We start from the raw sequence: 16,249 nt of genomic DNA on the forward strand, positions 1-16,249 counted from the left end.
TGTCCGCCATATCTCCGGAACTACCCGGTACAGAAGTCCGGAATCAGTGCGACGACCTCAGACGGAGGTTCAGCAGCTACGTGCGGCCGCGATGAACGCACGGATCTTCGCCAGGTCCTTGACGCCCGGACTGGCTTCGACGCCACTTGAGACGTCGACACCCCAAGGAGAAACCGCCTGGATCGCCCCCACCACATTCTCCGGATTCAGCCCGCCGGCGAGAATCCACTGCCCAGTGGGTTTGGCGGTGGCCAGCGCGGACAGGTCCCAGCGTTCGCCGGACCCGGGCGTCGGAGCGTCGAGGAGGAGAATCTCCTCGCCGAACGCGCCGACGGTGAGGTTCGGGTTGGTCTTGAGGGAGGTCGCGCGCCAGACGCGCGGGCCGACTTCGAGCGCCGCGGCGAAGTCGTCACGGGTGTAGTTGCCGTGGAGCTGGACGACCCCGGCGCCGATCTTGAGAGCGATCTCGGCGGCGTCGGCGGCGGGCATGTCATTGACCACGAGGACCGTGTCCGTTTGCGTTCCGGCGAGCGAGAGGATCTCGCGAGCCGCGTCGATGTCGAGTCGGCGGGGACTCGTCTTGTTCATCACGACGCCGATCGCGTCAGCGCCGGCGGCGATCGCCGTCTCGGCCGCAGCGATCGAGGTCAGCCCGCAGATCTTCACGTACACGAGAACGACGATAGCCGCTCAGGCGTCGAGGTCCTGTGCCACGAGCGCGACGATCTCCGTCAAAGCCTCCTCGTTGTCCGAGGTCACGGTCACCACGGCACCGTTTTCGGCACCGAGCGCCATGATCATGAGTGCGGACGCGGCGTCCGCCTCCTCGTCATCGAACTCGATGAGGATCTCGTCCTCGTACTTGGCGGCGGCCTCGGCGATGATCGCGGCAGGTCGGGCGTGCAATCCGATCGCAGATCCGACGACGACGGTGGTGCTTGCCATGGGATTTCCTTCGATTTCTTGAGGGGCGATGTCAGCCGGCGAGTGCCGGGACGGGGCGAGTGGTGAGCGACTTGGCGGCGACGACGGCAGCCGCCCCGAGCACGGTTCCGGCGGCGAGGGCGACGATGAACTTGATTGGCCCGCCGATCGCGAACAACACGAAGAGTCCGCCGTGGGGCGCCGAGAGCGTGACGCCTTCGGCCATGATGAGCGCTCCGGTGAGTGCGCCGCCGGCCATCATGGACGGGATGACGCGCAGTGGGTCGGCCGCGGCGAACGGGATCGCACCTTCGGAGATGAACGACGCACCCAACAACCATGCGGCGACGCCGTTTTCGCGTTCGGCTTCGGTGAAGAGCTTGGGCCGGATGACGGTCGCCAGCGCCATGGCCAGCGGCGGAACCATGCCAGCAGCCATCACGGCGGCCATGATCTTCAGCGACGCCGGGTTGGTGACCGACAGACCCGCGACCGCGAACGCATAGGCCGCCTTGTTGACCGGTCCACCGAGGTCGAAGCACATCATGAGTCCGAGGATGATGCCGAGCAGGACGGCCCCGGCGCCGGACATTCCGTTCAGCCAGTTCGTGAGTCCCTCGGTGAGGGCGGCGAGCGGACGTCCGAGCACGAGGAACATGGCGCCGCCGGCGATGAGGGTCGCGAACAGCGGGATGATCACGACGGGCATCAGGCCGCGGACGAACCTGGGAACGTTGAGTTTGCTGATTTGATACGCGACGAATCCCGCGATCAGACCGCCGACGAGACCACCGATGAATCCAGCTCCGACCGCGACGGCGATGGCACCGGCGGTGAATCCCGGTGCGATTCCGGGACGGTCTGCGATCGCGAACGCGATGTAACCGGCCAGTGCGGGTACCAGGAACCCGAACGCCAGGGCGCCCATTTTGAATAGGACCGCACCGATGTACGTCATGAGTCCGCCGGCGGGCAGGTTGGTGAGGGTGTTCGTGGTGACGATGTCGTCGGCGACCTTGGTGATCTCGTATCCGCCGAACAGGAAGCCTAGGGCGATGAGCAGGCCACCGGCCGCGACGAACGGAATCATGTAGCTGACGCCGGTCAGGAGGATCTGCCGGATGCGGGTACCCCAGCCGAGTTCACCGGCTTGGGGCTCGGCTGACGATGCGGCCTGGGCGTCCACCCGGCGGGCGTTCGGGTCTTTCGCGGCGGTGACCGCTTCATTGATCATCTTGGCGGGCTCGTTGATGGCTCGCTTGACGCCCGAGGCGACGACCGGTTTGCCGGCGAAACGTTCCTTGCCCTTGACCCCGACGTCCGTCGCGAAGATGACCGCGTCGGCGTTGGCGATCTGGGCGGCCGTGAACGGGGTGGTTCCGCTCGAGCCCTGGGTTTCGATCGCGATGTCGACGTCGGCGGAGGCGGCCGCTCCTTGCAGGGCTTCAGCGGCCATGTACGTATGGGCGATTCCCGTCGGGCAGGCGGTGATCGCGAGGATCGAGGTGCGCTTGGCCGGAGCGGCAGTGGTTTGCGCGGCGACGGCTGGCGCCTCGACCGTCTTGGCCTCGACCGTCTTGGGTGCCGGATTCACCACGGAATCGACCAGTGCCACGACCTCATCCGCGGTCGCTGCGCTGCGCAGTCCGGCCACGAAGTCCTTCTTCATGAGCGCGCGGGCGAGCTTCGACAAGATCTTCATGTGGGCCGACCCGGCCGAGTCGGGAGCCGCGATCATGAACACGATGTCGGCGGGTCCGTCGGCAGCGCCGAAGTCGGCGGGTTGAGCCAGGCGCGCGAATCCGAGGGACGCTGTCTCGACCGCGGCGCTGCGGCAGTGCGGGATCGCGATGCCTCCGGGGAGGCCCGTCGCCGACTGGGCTTCGCGTGCATCGATGGCGTCGCGTAGGCCTTGTGCGCTGTTCGCGCGGCCGCTGGAGGTGAGGCGTTGGACGAGTGCGTTGATCACGCCGTCCTTGCCGGGGCCGAAATCAGCGTCCAGAACGATGAGTTCGGGAGTGATGACCGGAGTGGACATTTGGGTGCGTCCTTATGGTGCTAGGGGAGTGACGGTTACTGCGGTGAGGTCGAGGTGTGCGGGAGTCGGTAGCCGGGTCCCCGGGAGAGCGGTGGCGGCGCTCCCGTACGCGACGGCGTAGCGGAGGCGATCCGGCTCGGGAAGTCCCGCACTCGCGGCCACGAGATATCCCGCGAGTGCCGAATCCCCCGCTCCGACTGTGCTTTTCGGCTGAATCGGGGGAGGCGTGGCGACCCAGCTGGCGACCGAGGTCGTGAGCAGCGCGCCCGCGGACCCGAGCGTGGTGAGGACAGTGCCGACACCGCGGTCGATGAGTGTGCGGGCAGCTTTCGCCGCCGGCGCGAAGTCTCCGGATGCGGCCGCTTCTTCGAGGCCGGTCTCGCCGGTGATCTGTTCGAGCTCCTCGGCATTGGGCTTGAGCAGGTCCGGTGCGCTCGCGGGCAGATGAGCGATGACTTCGAGCAACGGTTGGTCGGACGTATCGACAGCGATGCGCGCGCGGGTCACTTTGCGGAGTTCGGTGATGAGGCGTGCGTAGAAGTCGGGCTGGGCATCGGCGGGCAGAGATCCGGACAGTGCGACCCACTTGGCGTCTCGAGCTTCTTCGACGACCGCCGATGCCAACAGGGTCAGAACTCCGGGCGACCCGACTCCGCCGGGTGCGTTGATCTTCGTCGTGGTGCCGTCGGGCTCGGTGATCGTCAGGTTGGCGCGAACCGGAAGCACGGAATCGATCGCGAGGTGGGGGAGACCGGAGTCGCCGAGGGCGATCGTGAACGGGTCGCGGGCCGGGCTGGGGAAGAGGGCGAGCACGTCGAGTCCGGAGTCGTAGGCAACCCGTGCGACGTTGACGCCCTTGCCACCGGCCTCGTCGTACGTTGCTGCGATCCGATGTACTTCGCCACGACGGAGCGGCTGGGAAAGGGCGATGGTCCGGTCGATGCTGGGGTTCGCGGTCAGGGTGAGAATCATGCGACCACCACTTCGAGTCCCTGGGCACGGTATTGCCGCAGTGCTTCCTTGGAGATACCCGAATCGGTGACGAGTACGTCCGCTTCGTCGAACGATGCGAACGAGCGGAGTGTCTCGGTGTTGACCTTCGACGAGTCCGCCACCACGACGACCGTTTTAGCCGCGCGCACGATCGCCTGTTTGACCGCGGCTTCCGCAGCATCGGGGGTGGAGAGCCCGTGCTCGATGCTGATGCCGTTCGTGCCGACGAAGGCGACGTCGACCTTGAGCGCCGAGATTGCGGCGACGGCATCGGCCCCGACGGCGGCCTGGGTGAGCGATCGGACCTGGCCACCGATGAGTTGCAGGCTGATCGTGGGAAGCGACAGGAGCGTCGCGGCGATCGGTAGGGAGTGAGTGGCCGCCGTGAGGGGAACATCGTTAGGCATGAGGCTTGCCATCCGTCCGGTCGTGGTTCCGGCGTCGAACAGGACGCTGCCGCCGGACTTGGGCAGGAACGCGAGTGCGGCCTTCGCGATGCGGTCCTTTTCGGCGGACTGTTGTGCGGACCGTTCGGCCTCGTCGACCTCGAACGAGATGAGCGTGCGGGCCGGGACTGCGCCGCCGTGCACGCGCCGAACCAGGCCGGAACGACTCAGCGCGGCGAGGTCGCGCCGAACGGTTTCGGTCGTGACGTTGAAGTCGTCAGCTAGGTCGTTGACGGAGACGCGACCGTCGCGTGTGACCAGTGCGGCGATTGCCTGCTGGCGTTCCTCTGCGTACATATCCACCCGCTTCATGTTGATATATGTTGTTTTACGCCCGAATGTATTGACATGTCAATAGCGCGGAGTAACGTGGCTCACAGATCGAGGTCAGGGAGAAGTGAATGACCACCCGAACAGTTCTTGTGGGAACGCCCGTCGTGCCAGGTATCGGCTATGGATCGGTCGTGCGGCCGGCCCCGATGCCGGAGCTTGCTGCGGAATGTGGAATTCTGCCCGAGTCTGCCCGAATCGATGAGGCAGCTCGCTTTCACACCGCCGCGACAACCGTCTCGGACCGCATCCGCCTGCGGGCGACGCACGCCTCAGGCGCGGCTGCCGAGGTGCTGACGGCCACCGCATCACTCGTGGTCGACCGCGGCTGGAACCGTGACGCCATGAAACTCATCGACGCCGGAACTCCCGCGCCCCACGCGGTCGACCAGGCAATCGAGAAGTTCGCGGTGAAGTTCGAGCGAATCGGCGGCTTGATGGCCGAACGGATCACCGACCTTCGCGACATTCGAAACCGCATGGTCGCCGAGTTGCAGGGCCTGCCCGAACCGGGAATACCGCAGCCGGCAACGCCGTCGGTGCTGTTCGCCGATGACCTTGCGCCGGCGGACACCGCGGGACTGGACCCGCGCTCGATCGTCGCCCTCGTGACCGAGTTCGGTGGCCCGACCAGCCACACCGCGATCATCGCGCGTCAGTTGGGCATTCCGTGCGTGGTCGCCGCGGCGGGCCTGGGTGCGATCGAGGCGGGAACGACCGTTCTGGTGAATGGTGAATCGGGCGTCATCGAGATCGAACCCGACGCTGAGCTGGCGACCCGCGCGGTCACCGAGGACCGGATTGCGCGCGACGTGGCGAGTTCGTGGAGCGGTCCGGGCTCGACGCGGGACGGGTACCGCGTCGCCATCGTCGCGAATGTTCAGGATGGCGAGACGGCGCAGGCGGCCGGCCGTGGCGTCGCCGAGGGAGTCGGGCTGTTCCGCACCGAACTCGCGTTCCTCGATCGCGACACCGAGCCGACGGTCGCCGAGCAGGCCGCGCTGTATACCGATGTCCTGCGGGCATTCCCGGGGAAGAAAGTGGTCATCCGGACGCTCGATGCGGGTTCGGACAAGCCGCTCAAGTTCGTACCAAGCCCGGTCGAGGCCAACCCGGCATTGGGTGTGCGCGGCGTTCGGATCGCGCGGGATTACCCGGAACTTCTGGATCGGCAACTGGATGCGATCGCCGAGGCAGGCGCCCGCAGCGGAAGCACCCCATGGGTCATGGCGCCGATGATCGCGACCGTCGAGGAAGCACGCGATTTCGCACAGAAAGTGCGCGACCGCGGGATGGTGCCGGGCGTCATGATCGAAGTTCCGGCGGCTGCGCTGCTCGCGGGACAGATCCTTCACCATGTCGACTTCCTGTCGATCGGCACCAACGACCTGACGCAGTACACGATGGCCGCGGACCGGATGTCGGCGCCGTTGGCGGACCTCACGGACCCGTGGCAGCCCGCCCTTCTCGCGCTCGTGTCGATCGCCGCGCGGGCCGGTGCCGGCGTGGGCAAGGCGGTGGGCGTGTGCGGTGAGGCGGCCGCGGATGCGCGCCTGGCCTGTGTGCTTGTGGGCCTCGGGGTGACGTCGCTGTCCGCTGCCCCGAACGCGTTGCCACGCGTGGGTGCACAACTGGCGACGGTGACCCTCGAACAATGCCAGAATGCGGCGGCTGCGGCGCTGGCCGCGTCGTCGCCGGCGGAGGCACGTGCCGGGGCCGGAGCGGCGCTGGGGCTATAGCGATTCGGTAACCGCCCGGACGCGCCTTCCTTAATCGTTATGAAGCCGCCGGTACCTTCGCCGGGTGAAGCGCGCACTGTCTGGTCTTGTCGCCGCTGTGAGTCTCTCGCTGATCGGCAGTCTCGCCAGCGCGGCCGGCGTGTACCCGACAAACCAGGTTGGCCTCGATGTTTCGTGGCCGAACTGTGGGGTCGCATTGCCCAAAGCTGCATTCGGAATCGTTGGCGTGACCGGTGGCACCGCCTATTCGCAGAACAAATGTCTGGCCGCGCAGGCGGCGGCTTTCGGGTCGAATCTCAGCCTGTACGTCAATACCGGTTGGAACGATCAGTCGCCGAACATCAACCCCACTGCGCCCAAGAAATGCGCTCCCGCGGACCAGGTGTGCGTCGCCTACAACTACGGCTTCAACTCGGGTTGGCAGGCATTCGACACCGCCGTCGCTGCAAAGGCTTTCAGCGGCGGCAAATGGTGGCTGGACGTCGAGACCATGAATAGCTGGAACGAAGACATCAACCAGAATCGCGCGAGCATTCAGGGCACGTTCGATGCGCTCAAGGCTCGCGGTGTCGGGACGGTCGGTGTGTATTCGACTGCGTACCAGTGGGATGTCATCACTGCGGGGTGGCAGACGGGCTGGCCGAACTGGGTGGCAACGGGCACCGAGAATACCTTCCAGGCCAAGCGCTTCTGTGCCGGAAATAATTTCACCGGCGGCCCGACGTGGCTCGTGCAATACATTCCACGTCGTCCAAACCTGGATCACGATCTGGCCTGCTAGCGATAACCGCTCAGAAACGCCCCTTATGCCCGTTATCCGAGCACCGGTACCTTCCTCAGCGTGAAGCGGATTTGGGTCGGAGTTGCTGCAGCGGTGGGAATCTCATTTTTGGGTAGTTTTGCGCCCGCGGCAGCCTCAGGGGGATACCCGACAAACAAAATCGGGATCGACATCTCCTGGCCGAACTGCGGGGCCGCGCAGCCCGATGTCGCGTACCGGATTGTCGGGGTCAACGGCGGTAGGCCGTATACGAAAAACCCTTGTCTGAAAGAACAGACGAAGGGGATCCATTGGCCGAACCTCAGCCTCTATGTCAATACGGAGTGGCACGGACAGACCAAGGGCGTCAACAAGAATTCGCCAAAGCGGTGTCGCGACAACGACAAAGTGTGCCTGGCCTACAACTACGGATTCAATGCCGCGGTACACGCCCACAAGGTCGCCATGGACTCCCACATCGTCAGCGACAAATGGTGGCTCGACGTCGAAACCGATAACGACTGGACGAAGAACTACGCCCAGAACCGCGCGAGCATTCAAGGCACGTACGACGCGCTGAAGAAGCGGGGCATCTCGACCGTCGGTGTGTACTCCACTCCGTCACTGTGGTGGCAGATCACGGGCGGATGGAAGCCAGGCTGGCCGAACTGGGTCGCAATGGGTTCCTACAGCGCCAAGCACGCCAAGCAATTCTGCAACGGAAAAGAATTTACTGGCGGACCCACGTTGATCGTTCAGTACATTCCGCCGCGACCCTACTTGGATCACAATGTCGCCTGCTAGCGTCAGCCACATGAGCACCGATCCGCAGGCATTGGCCGCGAAGCTACTCGACGCACACGTACAACATCTCGTCGCGGAGGTGACCGATCGCTTCGCCGACACGGTCAGCCGCGAGCTCGACTGGGCACTCGAAACGGCCGCCACGCTGAAGCTGGCCGAAGTCGTGAATCCCGCAGACGTGAAGGCCGCTGCGCGCCTCGGAATCGACAAGGTTGGCGAGGGTTCGCTGATCGACGAACTCATCGCGCCGTCGGCCGAGATGTTCTACAACTTGCCGGCTGCCTCGGACAACACCCTCGGCGACGTCGTCGACCGCGACAAGGTCGAGAAGATCGTCGAAGCGGTGCTGCGCAACCGTGCAGGTCAGAACCGTTTCCTCGACAAGCTTCTGGAGAGCCCGTCCGCGGCACTCGTCGCCTCAGCGTTCACCGGAAAGATCGTCGACGGCATCGTCGGGGCTCAGCGTCAGAAGGCCGAAAAGATCCCGGGTATGGGCTCGGCGTTCTCCCTCGGTGGAAAGCTCGCGTCTGCCGCCGCCAAGGCCACGAACCTCGACAAGGCTGCCGACCGCGGCGCCGTGATGGCTCTCAAGGTCACCGAGCAGGCCGTTCGCGAACTGCTCAAGGACGGCCCGCTCAAGCAGGCCGCGATGGAGATCTGGGACCTGCACGCGAACGAGCCGATCAGCGAGCAGCGCAAGTACGCCACCCTCGCTGAGGTGCAGGAAATCGCCGAGTTGGGTCACCAGATCGCCAAGTCCTCGCGCGACCGCGACTACGTCCTGGCCGTCGTCGACGGCGGAATCGACATGGTCTTCAAGCTCTACGGCGACACCGATCTCAAGACGCTGCTCGACAAGACCGGCCTCGCGAAGGACGACCTCGCGAAGTTCGCGAGCCTGCTCGGCCCGACTGCGATCGCGAAGCTCAACGAGAACGGTGTTCTGGCTGCCGAGATCCGCAAGCGCCTCGAGCCGTTCTATCTCGCCGACTCGACGATCGCCCTGCTCAGCGAGTAAGGGCGAGCGAAGCGACGGGGAGTCTCACTAGCTCACCCGAAGACGGAGATGATCGCCTCGGCGATCGCCTCAGGTGCGTCCTCCTGGATGTAATGCTTGGCATCCGGGAGGGGCACCGTCGTGTGGTTGGGAAAGACGCCCTGCATTCGCGTGAGCATGCTTGGCCGAAAGGCCAGATCCTTCATCCCCCACACCAGAAGCGTCGGTTTCGACCCGAGCTTGGCGGGAACGTCCTGGGCCAGTTGGCCCAGGAATCGACGTGCCGCGATGAGCTGCCGGGGAAACTCGGCGACCGCTCGCCGCGAGGCCGGAGTCGGCAGTGGTTTGCGATAGTGCGCCATGATCTCGTCGTCGAGCTTCGTCGCAGTCGTGCGCAGAATCAGCTGTTCGGCGAACGTCGTGCGGGCTCGGATGGCGAACCGAAGCGGCGGTAGCGACAGCACCCTTCCGTAGGTGCGCAGCAGCTTCGTATCGGTGGGCCAGAACCAGGTATTGCCCAAGATCAGACCGCGGACGTCGCCGGCCCGCGCGGCCGCGGCGTGCAACCCGATCGGTCCGCCCCAGTCGTGTCCGAATACGACGAAGTCGCGAAGATCGAGCTTGTCGAGCAGTTCTCCGGCGGTGTTCGCATGTTCGGCGGCGGTGTAGCCGTAGTTCTCCGGATGGTCCGACAGGCCGAAGCCCAAGTAGTCGATGGCGATGCAGCGGAAGCGATCCCGGAGCGCCACGATGATGTCCCGGTACAGGAAACTCCAGGCGGGGTTGCCGTGAAACATGACGATCGTTGGACCGGTGCCCTCATCGACGTAATGAAGTCGTCCGGCGCTCGAGTCGAACCAGCGTGACTCGAACGGATAGAGGTGCGGGTCAGGCGTGAAATCGATCGACATTGAACCTCCGCATGGGATCTGGAGTCGAGGATATGGCAGCCGCCGGTTTCGGGTCGACGATGGCCCTTTACCCGGTCCACGGTTATCCACAGCCAGGGCGTCCGGTAAGACGGTTGTGTCAGACCGGAGCCACACCATGACCGCGGATCGTCCAACCGACCGGAGGAGAATTCGCGTGATGACCTCACAAAGTGACGCTCACGAACGTCTACAGAGTGTGCGGAACAAAAAACCGTTTGAGTCGCTCGTCCACGAGCACGGTGCTGCCGTGTTGCGTATCTGTGCTGCGCTGCTGGGTCCCGATGAGGCAGAAGACGCTTGGTCGGAGACATTCTTGTCAGCGCTGCGTGCCTACCCGGACCTCGATGTCGAGGTCAACGCCGAGGCGTGGCTCGTCACGATAGCCAAGCGGAGGTCACTGGACTTCGTGCGGTCAGCCGTCCGCCGACCGATCCCGGTTGGGAGGCTTCCCGACCTGATCCAGGAGGCAGCGGAGATCGATGCCGAGTTCGACCTGGCCCTGCTGACGGTCCGACAGCGAACGGCGGTCGCGCAGCACTATCTCGACGGCATGTCCTACGCGGAGGTCGCCGAGCACAGCGGTGGCACCGAGGCGGCGGCACGACGAGCGGCGGCGGACGGAATCCGCGCACTACGGGCACAGGTGCGAGAGAACCGACAGAAGGGGGACAGCGATGCGAACTGAGGCCGACACGCTGGAGAAACTACGCGGACGGCTCGCGGAGGAGGCACAGGCCGAGGGGCTGATCGACGTCGCCTACCGGACCATTGATTCGCCGATCGGCAGCCTGCTGCTGGCCGCGACGGACCAGGGACTCGTGCGACTCGCGTTCGCCAACGAAGACCACGACGTCGTACTCGAGAGCTTGGCGTCGACCGTGAGCCCGCGCATCCTGCGCACTCCGGCTCGGCTCGACACTGCGGCGCGCGAGCTTGACCAGTACTTCGAAGGCCGGCGTTGGCGCTTCGACCTCCCGTTGGATTTCCGGCTCAGCCGGGGATTCCGTCTGTCGGTTCTCGAGCACCTGGTCCAGATTGGATTCGGCGCGACGGAGAGCTACACCGAAGTCGCTGCGGCGGTGGGAAATCCGAAGGCCGTTCGGGCGGCGGGCACCGCGTGCGCGACGAATCCGCTGCCGGTCATCGTGCCGTGTCACCGGGTTGTGCGGTCGGATGGATCGTTTGGTAACTACCTCGGTGGGGTCGAGACCAAGCGCTACCTGCTGGACTTCGAACGCCGGACCGCCATCGCGGGGTCGGCTCGGTGAGGAATCCGTTTCAGCGCCGCGCGGCTGGGTTGGTGGCGGGCTACGCCGCCGACCTGGCCGTCGGCGACCCGCAACGCTTCCATCCGGTCGCGGGCTTCGGCACGGTCGCGGGGCGGCTGGAGTCGCTGACCTACCGAGACACTCGAGGAGCGGGGCTTCTCTACGCCGCCGCGCTCATCACCGGCGCAGCCTTGGTCGGTTCCCGCGGAAAGGGGACGGTGGCCGTCGCGATGACCACGTGGTCGGCGATCGGCGGCCGGTCACTGTGCCGGACCGCGTTGCAGTTGGCGGAGCATGTCGAAGCCGGAGACCTGGAATCGGCACGTGATCTCGTGCCGTGGCTGTGCGGACGTGATCCGCAGTCGCTCGACGAGGCGGGTCTGGTTCGTGCGGCACTCGAGTCGGTTGCGGAGAACACCTCCGATGCGACGGTTGCGCCGCTCTTCTGGGGTGCGGTCGGCGGTTCGGCGGGTATCGCGGGATACCGAGCGTCGAACACTCTCGACGCGATGGTCGGCTATCGGAACGCCAAGTACGAGCGGTTCGGTTGGGCGTCGGCTCGCATCGACGACGTTCTGAACTATGTCCCGGCCCGTTTGTGCGGTGCTCTCATTGTCGCGACCGCGCCTGTCGTCGGGGGCAGTCCGCGCGGTGCCATTCGGGCGTGGCGACGGGATGCACGCAAGCACCCCAGCCCGAATGCGGGCGTCGTCGAATCGGCGATGGCGGGGGCGTTGGGCGTGGGTCTCGGCGGCACGACGGTCTATGCGCACGGAGTCGAACAACGCCCGTCCCTGGGCGACGGTCCGGCACCGACGGTCTCGGATCTCAAACGGGCGGTGAGACTGTCGTCCGCGGTGCAGGCGGGTGCCGTGGTCAGTTCAGCGACGCTTGCCGTAGCGATCGGTGAGTTTGTCCGCAGACGTCGGAGGCGTGGGCGTGGCAGTCGGTGACCCAGCGACCTTCGCCGGCTGTTCCTTGCGACGTTCCCGCAGCTCAGCCCGGATGAAGTAGGCAAGACCGAGCGGGGCCATCACTCCGAATGCAAGCCACTGGAGGCCATACGAGAGGTATGGCCCGGAGTCGAGCTGGGGGAGTTCGACCGCCGCGAAGCCACCGGGTTGGCCGTCGGACAACTGCAGGTAACCCGAGGGCACGTTGCTCTTGAGAATGCTCCCGACCGCGATCGGGTCGACGGCGTAGATCTGCCAGTAGCCGGACTCGAACACCGGCTTCTTGTCTTCGGCCGCGATCTGGCGCAGACGCAGCCGCCCTTCGATCGTCACGTGGCCGGCCGGCGCTGGCGCCAGGGTCGGCGGCTGGTTCGCTTCGCTGGCCTTCACATAGCCACGGTTGACGAGAACCGATGAACCGTCGTCGAGATGGAAAGGAGTCAGAACCATGAAGGCGGGAAAGCCCTGGTACGACTGCAGCCGGACCAGCACGTTCGACCTTTCGTATACGCCACTCGCGCTGACGCGGCGCCACTCGTCGGACTTCTTCGGTTCGTTTGTGCCGAGCACGCTCGCAACCGGCACCGGGTCCGCGCTCATCGAGGCTTGGATGAGGTCGTTGCGCTCCTGCGTCGTGTGGTTCTTGCCGAGCTGCCACGGAGCCAGGACGTGGAAACACAGGTACGCGAAAGCGGCGACGACGACCGCGAGCATGATCCAGCTCGGTCGCAGCAGAAACCTCAGTCGTCGCACGCCAACAAACTTAGTCGTCGTCGGCGGCGAGTCGGTTTCGGACCCATTCCAGCATGCCCGGCACCGCAGCTTCGATCTGCTCGCGGCACTCGATGAACCCCGAACGCCCGCCGTAGTACGGGTCGGCGACATCCGTACCGTCCGCGGCCGGATCGAAACTGCGCAGCAGCCGTCGGCGGTTCGCTGGGATACCGAGTCGTGCGAGCGCCCGGTCATGCCCGGCGTCGAGCGAGATGACCAAGTCCGAGCGCGAGTGCTCACGACCGAACTGGGCGGCGATGTGCGCGGTCGGGTAGCCGTGTTCGCGCAGCTCACGGATCGTTCGCGGATCGGCTTCGTCGCCGACGTGCCAGCTACCGGTTCCGGCGCTTGTCACCTGCACGGCGGCGTCGAGGCCTTCACGAACGAGGTGCGCCGCGAAGATCTTCTCCGCCATCGGGGATCGGCAGATGTTCCCGGTGCACACGAAGCACACCGTCACCAGGGGACCACCAGCAGTCATGTGACCACGATGCCACAGGGTGGGCTAGGCAGACGTGGACGGCGTTTCCGCGACTCGGGGCACCTCGGTGACTTCGGCACTCGTCACGTTGAAGATGAAGCCGCGTACTTCGCCACCGCGAATCAGCCATGGGCAGCTTGCTACCTTCGCGATCGACTCTCGGACACTGCGCTCGAGACTCGAGAAGCCCGCGACGTCCCAGGCGGGTTTTTGACCGGATTCGTCGAGCAACCTCCGGCGGAACTTCTGGTCGTCGAAGCCGAACATTCCGCAATTGGTGTGCTGCACGATCATGACCGCGCGAGTGCCGATCTCGCGCTGACTGATGGCAAGCGATCGGAGGACATCGTCGGTGACCAGGCCGCCGGCGTTTCGGATGATGTGGGCGTCACCCACGTCGAGACCGAGCGCACTGAACAGGTCCAGGCGCGAGTCCATGCACGACACGATCGCGAGCTGCCGCTTTGGCTTCCGTGGTCGTGGCTCGGGAAACCTGAGGCGGTACCACTCATTCGCCTGCACCAGCTGATCAATGTCGGTCACGCCTCCAGTGAATCAGCTGTCGGCGTCTTGCCGTCAGCGGAGCCGGAGCCAACTCACCGCCGGCCGACTGTCCACGGACCACACTCGGACTCTTCGGCAAGCGTGCGTGTCCCAAGGCGAATGACCGCGCCGAACACAACGGTGACAAGACTGGCGGCGGTGAGGATGGTCATGGGCGCACTTTCTGTCGAGGCGGGTCCTTTTGATCTTGTCGACGAACAATCCGGGCGAACACCAACCCAAGGGGTTGGAAGTCCCCACCCGTTCGACATGCGCGCAACTCCGGGGCCGGGTAAGTGTCAGTCATGGCCACACTCGATGACATTGCACAGCTTGTCGCCGATCTCCCGGAGTCAGAGGAAGCCGACCGGCGCGGAACCCGTACGTGGTCGGTCGGTGGCAAGACGTTCGCGTGGGAGCGTTTGTTCTCGAAGGCCGACATCAAGAGATTCGGCACCGCACCGATTCCGAGCCAGCCAATCGTCGCGTTCCGCGTCGCTGATCAAACCGATAAGGAAGCGGTTCTCGCGCAAGGACATTCCGGTGTCTTCACGATCGAGCACTTCAATGGGTTCAACGCCGTCCTGGTCGAATTGGAGGAGGTCGAGCCGAGCGTCCTCGCGGAGCTGGTGGAGGACGCGTGGCTTGCGCTGGCGCCACCACGCGTTGTCGATGACTGGCGGGCAGCGCGTTAGCCGGCGGTCCGGGCAACTCGCTGCATGCCCTCGTAGGCCCGCGCGTAGTAACGGACCCGCTCAGGCAGCTTGGGCCAGACGTGGCGGATGACGGTTGAGGTGGCTCGGAACAGGCGCTCGTCGTTGGCGGACCAGGTAAGGCCGAGGATGTCGCGACCGCGCTCGGGCATCAGCGCATTGAGCAGCCACACGTTGGACATCATTACCGGCTTCTGCAAGACCGCCCACAGCGGACCTGGCAGTCCGGGCGGAGCGGGAACGTTCACCGTCGCGGCGTGAATGGCGTAGTCCGTAGTGGCATTCGACTCGAGTTCGGATTCGAGCATGTGGTTCCAATACCGCTGAAAGTCGACGTAGTTGTCGATGACCGGGCGGTCCGACAGCCCGTACGAGCGCCACCAGGTGACGCCCTCGCGGACGACCTGGTTCTTCTCCGCGGTGCTGAGTGGTGTTCCGAAGTATTCGTTGACCGTGATGATCAGCTCGATGAATGTGGCGTGCGTCCACCAATACACGTCGGGATTCAGGGCGTGGTATCGGCGGCCGTGCGAGTCGGAACCCTTGAGATCCTTGTGATAGTCGCGGACCCTTACGGCGCTCGTGTCGGTGTCCGCGTCGTAGACGGTGCCGAGAATTTGGGGGATTGATCGGACGAATCGGTCCCAGGGGTCGTCGAAGAAGTTCGAGTGGTCCTGCAAGGCCGCTCCCACAGCGGGGTGCATGTTCTGCAGTGTTCCGGTACGTCCGAGAAAGAGCAGCACGCGGCGATCGCCGAGATATTTCCACGTCAGAGAACTAGGTCCGAGCGGAGCCGATTCCGGCACATTCACCGCTTCTGTCGATGTCATGCCGACCTCCTTGTCGTCAGTGCATCAATGCGACTATATTAATCACATAGTCGCATTGGGCGCCCATTGGCACAAGGCTTCCGTCCGACAAGTCACCAGTACGATTCGATGTGATGCCCACCACGCCCGCGCCCACCAGCACCGATGCCCGGATACTCGACGCCGCGCTGACACTGTTCGCCGAAGTCGGCATCAAGCGGACGACAATCGACGACATCGCTCGCGAGGCGGGGGTCAACCGCGCTACGCTGTTTCGTCGCATGGGGTCGAAGGACGCGATCGTGCGCGCGGCACTGTTACGCGAAGCGGCCCACGTCCTCGATTCGATCGGCCAGTCGGTCGACCCCATCGAAGACGACCGCGAACGGGTGATCGCAGGGTTCGTGACAACGCTCGTATCACTGCGAACAAACACGATCTTGGTGAAGGCACTCGCCGTCGACGCAGCGGAAACGTATGTTGCACTGACTCGCGATGCCGGCGCGATCATCGACTACGCCGCATCTTTTGTCGCCGACCGGATACTGGTCGCGGTGCCTCAACGCCGAGACGCCCATCTGATCGCAGCAATAATCGCTCGCCTGCTGCATTCCTTGGTCATGACCCCGGAAGCGGCACCGCGCCTGAACACTGAGGTGGAGATGCGCGACTTCGCGCGCCAGCAGCTGGTTCCGTTGATACTCAACGGCTGAGGTGCTGCCGCTGGACGGTCAGCAGCACGGTA

At 65.0% G+C, this 16,249-nt stretch carries 19 protein-coding genes; 9 read left to right on the plus strand and 10 right to left on the minus strand.

From position 1 onward, the window contains the following. Nucleotides 1-69 precede the first annotated feature (69 nt). The 5 genes from F600_RS0115395 to F600_RS0115415 are packed head-to-tail and all read right to left on the minus strand — an operon-like array spanning nt 70 to nt 4,698. On the minus strand, nt 70-672 hold the full coding sequence (locus F600_RS0115395) for a phosphoribosylanthranilate isomerase (RefSeq protein ID WP_018161518.1): 603 nt from the start codon (nt 670-672) through the stop codon (nt 70-72). A gap of 18 nt (nt 673-690) precedes the next feature. Beyond that, complete coding sequence (locus F600_RS0115400; protein ID WP_018161519.1) at nt 691-945, minus strand: HPr family phosphocarrier protein; 255 nt, start codon at nt 943-945, stop codon at nt 691-693. 31 nt (nt 946-976) lie between these two features. Then, a complete protein-coding gene (locus F600_RS0115405; RefSeq protein ID WP_018161520.1) occupies nt 977-2,962 on the minus strand; it encodes a PTS fructose transporter subunit IIABC in 1,986 nt (661 codons plus the stop codon). A 12-nt stretch (nt 2,963-2,974) separates the two neighbouring features. Then, nucleotides 2,975-3,934: a 1-phosphofructokinase family hexose kinase gene (locus tag F600_RS0115410; RefSeq protein ID WP_018161521.1), complete on the minus strand. Its 960-nt coding sequence runs from the start codon at nt 3,932-3,934 to the stop codon at nt 2,975-2,977. Then, on the minus strand, nt 3,931-4,698 hold the full coding sequence (locus F600_RS0115415; protein WP_018161522.1) for a DeoR/GlpR family DNA-binding transcription regulator: 768 nt from the start codon (nt 4,696-4,698) through the stop codon (nt 3,931-3,933). Before F600_RS0115415 ends, F600_RS0115410 begins: the two co-directional genes overlap by 4 nt. Nucleotides 4,699-4,880: 182 nt before the next feature. Here F600_RS0115415 and ptsP point away from each other — a divergent pair, with 182 nt between their 5' ends. The 4 genes from ptsP (at nt 4,881) to F600_RS0115435 (ending at nt 9,052) form a co-directional block, all read left to right on the plus strand. After that, the gene (ptsP, locus tag F600_RS0115420; protein WP_415837781.1) at nt 4,881-6,470 is read left to right on the plus strand and encodes a phosphoenolpyruvate--protein phosphotransferase; all 1,590 of its coding nucleotides are present in this window, start codon (nt 4,881-4,883) and stop codon (nt 6,468-6,470) included. Nucleotides 6,471-6,534: 64 nt separating this feature from the next. Continuing rightward, nucleotides 6,535-7,251 carry a glycoside hydrolase family 25 domain-containing protein gene (locus F600_RS0115425; protein ID WP_018161524.1) on the plus strand — a complete coding sequence of 239 codons (717 nt, stop codon included), beginning with the start codon at nt 6,535-6,537 and terminating at the stop codon, nt 7,249-7,251. Between the two features lie 60 nt (nt 7,252-7,311). Then, nucleotides 7,312-8,034 carry a glycoside hydrolase family 25 domain-containing protein gene (locus F600_RS0115430; protein WP_026306573.1) on the plus strand — a complete coding sequence of 241 codons (723 nt, stop codon included), beginning with the start codon at nt 7,312-7,314 and terminating at the stop codon, nt 8,032-8,034. Between the two features lie 10 nt (nt 8,035-8,044). After that, on the plus strand, nt 8,045-9,052 hold the full coding sequence (locus tag F600_RS0115435; protein WP_018161526.1) for a hypothetical protein: 1,008 nt from the start codon (nt 8,045-8,047) through the stop codon (nt 9,050-9,052). Between the two features lie 32 nt (nt 9,053-9,084). Here F600_RS0115435 and F600_RS0115440 read toward each other — a convergent pair whose 3' ends face one another. Continuing rightward, nucleotides 9,085-9,942, minus strand: a complete 858-nt coding sequence (locus tag F600_RS0115440; protein ID WP_018161527.1) for an alpha/beta fold hydrolase — start codon at nt 9,940-9,942, stop codon at nt 9,085-9,087. A 178-nt stretch (nt 9,943-10,120) separates the two neighbouring features. Here F600_RS0115440 and F600_RS0115445 point away from each other — a divergent pair, with 178 nt between their 5' ends. Genes F600_RS0115445 through F600_RS0115455 form a run of 3 tightly spaced genes read left to right on the plus strand, consistent with a single transcriptional unit; the run spans nt 10,121 to nt 12,184 of the window. Next, nucleotides 10,121-10,648 carry an RNA polymerase sigma factor gene (locus F600_RS0115445; protein ID WP_018161528.1) on the plus strand — a complete coding sequence of 176 codons (528 nt, stop codon included), beginning with the start codon at nt 10,121-10,123 and terminating at the stop codon, nt 10,646-10,648. Next, the gene (locus F600_RS28555; protein WP_018161529.1) at nt 10,638-11,231 is read left to right on the plus strand and encodes a methylated-DNA--[protein]-cysteine S-methyltransferase; all 594 of its coding nucleotides are present in this window, start codon (nt 10,638-10,640) and stop codon (nt 11,229-11,231) included. The genes F600_RS0115445 and F600_RS28555 overlap by 11 nt, the downstream gene beginning before the upstream one ends. Further along, on the plus strand, nt 11,228-12,184 hold the full coding sequence (locus F600_RS0115455) for a cobalamin biosynthesis protein (RefSeq protein WP_018161530.1): 957 nt from the start codon (nt 11,228-11,230) through the stop codon (nt 12,182-12,184). The genes F600_RS28555 and F600_RS0115455 overlap by 4 nt, the downstream gene beginning before the upstream one ends. On the opposite strand, the gene F600_RS0115460 is transcribed toward F600_RS0115455, so the two are convergent. The 3 genes from F600_RS0115460 to F600_RS0115470 are packed head-to-tail and all read right to left on the minus strand — an operon-like array spanning nt 12,113 to nt 13,982. Then, on the minus strand, nt 12,113-12,937 hold the full coding sequence (locus tag F600_RS0115460; protein ID WP_018161531.1) for an SURF1 family cytochrome oxidase biogenesis protein: 825 nt from the start codon (nt 12,935-12,937) through the stop codon (nt 12,113-12,115). The genes F600_RS0115455 and F600_RS0115460 overlap by 72 nt on opposite strands. 10 nt (nt 12,938-12,947) lie before the next feature. Continuing rightward, nucleotides 12,948-13,439 carry a low molecular weight protein-tyrosine-phosphatase gene (locus F600_RS0115465; RefSeq protein ID WP_169518409.1) on the minus strand — a complete coding sequence of 164 codons (492 nt, stop codon included), beginning with the start codon at nt 13,437-13,439 and terminating at the stop codon, nt 12,948-12,950. Nucleotides 13,440-13,463: 24 nt separating this feature from the next. Next, complete coding sequence (locus F600_RS0115470; protein WP_018161533.1) at nt 13,464-13,982, minus strand: beta-class carbonic anhydrase; 519 nt, start codon at nt 13,980-13,982, stop codon at nt 13,464-13,466. A gap of 305 nt (nt 13,983-14,287) precedes the next feature. Between F600_RS0115470 and F600_RS0115480 the strand changes: the two genes are divergently transcribed. Next, nucleotides 14,288-14,677: an MmcQ/YjbR family DNA-binding protein gene (locus tag F600_RS0115480; protein WP_026306576.1), complete on the plus strand. Its 390-nt coding sequence runs from the start codon at nt 14,288-14,290 to the stop codon at nt 14,675-14,677. Here F600_RS0115480 and F600_RS0115485 read toward each other — a convergent pair. Continuing rightward, entirely contained in the window at nt 14,674-15,525 is an 852-nt protein-coding gene (locus F600_RS0115485) for an oxygenase MpaB family protein (RefSeq protein ID WP_018161536.1), read from the minus strand. The genes F600_RS0115480 and F600_RS0115485 overlap by 4 nt on opposite strands. A gap of 113 nt (nt 15,526-15,638) precedes the next feature. Here F600_RS0115485 and F600_RS0115490 point away from each other — a divergent pair, with 113 nt between their 5' ends. Continuing rightward, the gene (locus tag F600_RS0115490; RefSeq protein WP_018161537.1) at nt 15,639-16,217 is read left to right on the plus strand and encodes a TetR/AcrR family transcriptional regulator; all 579 of its coding nucleotides are present in this window, start codon (nt 15,639-15,641) and stop codon (nt 16,215-16,217) included. The last annotated feature ends 32 nt before the right edge of the window (nt 16,218-16,249 follow it).

It is taken from the genome of Smaragdicoccus niigatensis DSM 44881 = NBRC 103563 (assembly GCF_000380645.1).
In the GTDB taxonomy this organism is placed as follows: domain Bacteria; phylum Actinomycetota; class Actinomycetes; order Mycobacteriales; family Mycobacteriaceae; genus Smaragdicoccus; species Smaragdicoccus niigatensis.

What these genes read in the sequence shown, in the direction of transcription:
- F600_RS0115400 (WP_018161519.1), bottom strand. Translation starts at nt 945, where the DNA reads ATGGCAAGCACCACCGTCGTCGTCGGATCTGCGATCGGATTGCACGCC.
- F600_RS0115405 (WP_018161520.1), bottom strand. Translation starts at nt 2,962, where the DNA reads ATGTCCACTCCGGTCATCACTCCCGAACTCATCGTTCTGGACGCTGAT.
- F600_RS0115410 (WP_018161521.1), bottom strand. Translation starts at nt 3,934, where the DNA reads ATGATTCTCACCCTGACCGCGAACCCCAGCATCGACCGGACCATCGCC.
- F600_RS0115415 (WP_018161522.1), bottom strand. Translation starts at nt 4,698, where the DNA reads ATGTACGCAGAGGAACGCCAGCAGGCAATCGCCGCACTGGTCACACGC.
- ptsP (WP_415837781.1), top strand. Translation starts at nt 4,881, where the DNA reads ATGCCGGAGCTTGCTGCGGAATGTGGAATTCTGCCCGAGTCTGCCCGA.
- F600_RS0115435 (WP_018161526.1), top strand. Translation starts at nt 8,045, where the DNA reads ATGAGCACCGATCCGCAGGCATTGGCCGCGAAGCTACTCGACGCACAC.
- F600_RS0115440 (WP_018161527.1), bottom strand. Translation starts at nt 9,942, where the DNA reads ATGTCGATCGATTTCACGCCTGACCCGCACCTCTATCCGTTCGAGTCA.
- F600_RS0115445 (WP_018161528.1), top strand. Translation starts at nt 10,121, where the DNA reads ATGACCTCACAAAGTGACGCTCACGAACGTCTACAGAGTGTGCGGAAC.
- F600_RS28555 (WP_018161529.1), top strand. Translation starts at nt 10,638, where the DNA reads ATGCGAACTGAGGCCGACACGCTGGAGAAACTACGCGGACGGCTCGCG.
- F600_RS0115465 (WP_169518409.1), bottom strand. Translation starts at nt 13,439, where the DNA reads ATGACTGCTGGTGGTCCCCTGGTGACGGTGTGCTTCGTGTGCACCGGG.
- F600_RS0115480 (WP_026306576.1), top strand. Translation starts at nt 14,288, where the DNA reads ATGGCCACACTCGATGACATTGCACAGCTTGTCGCCGATCTCCCGGAG.
- F600_RS0115485 (WP_018161536.1), bottom strand. Translation starts at nt 15,525, where the DNA reads ATGACATCGACAGAAGCGGTGAATGTGCCGGAATCGGCTCCGCTCGGA.
- F600_RS0115490 (WP_018161537.1), top strand. Translation starts at nt 15,639, where the DNA reads ATGCCCACCACGCCCGCGCCCACCAGCACCGATGCCCGGATACTCGAC.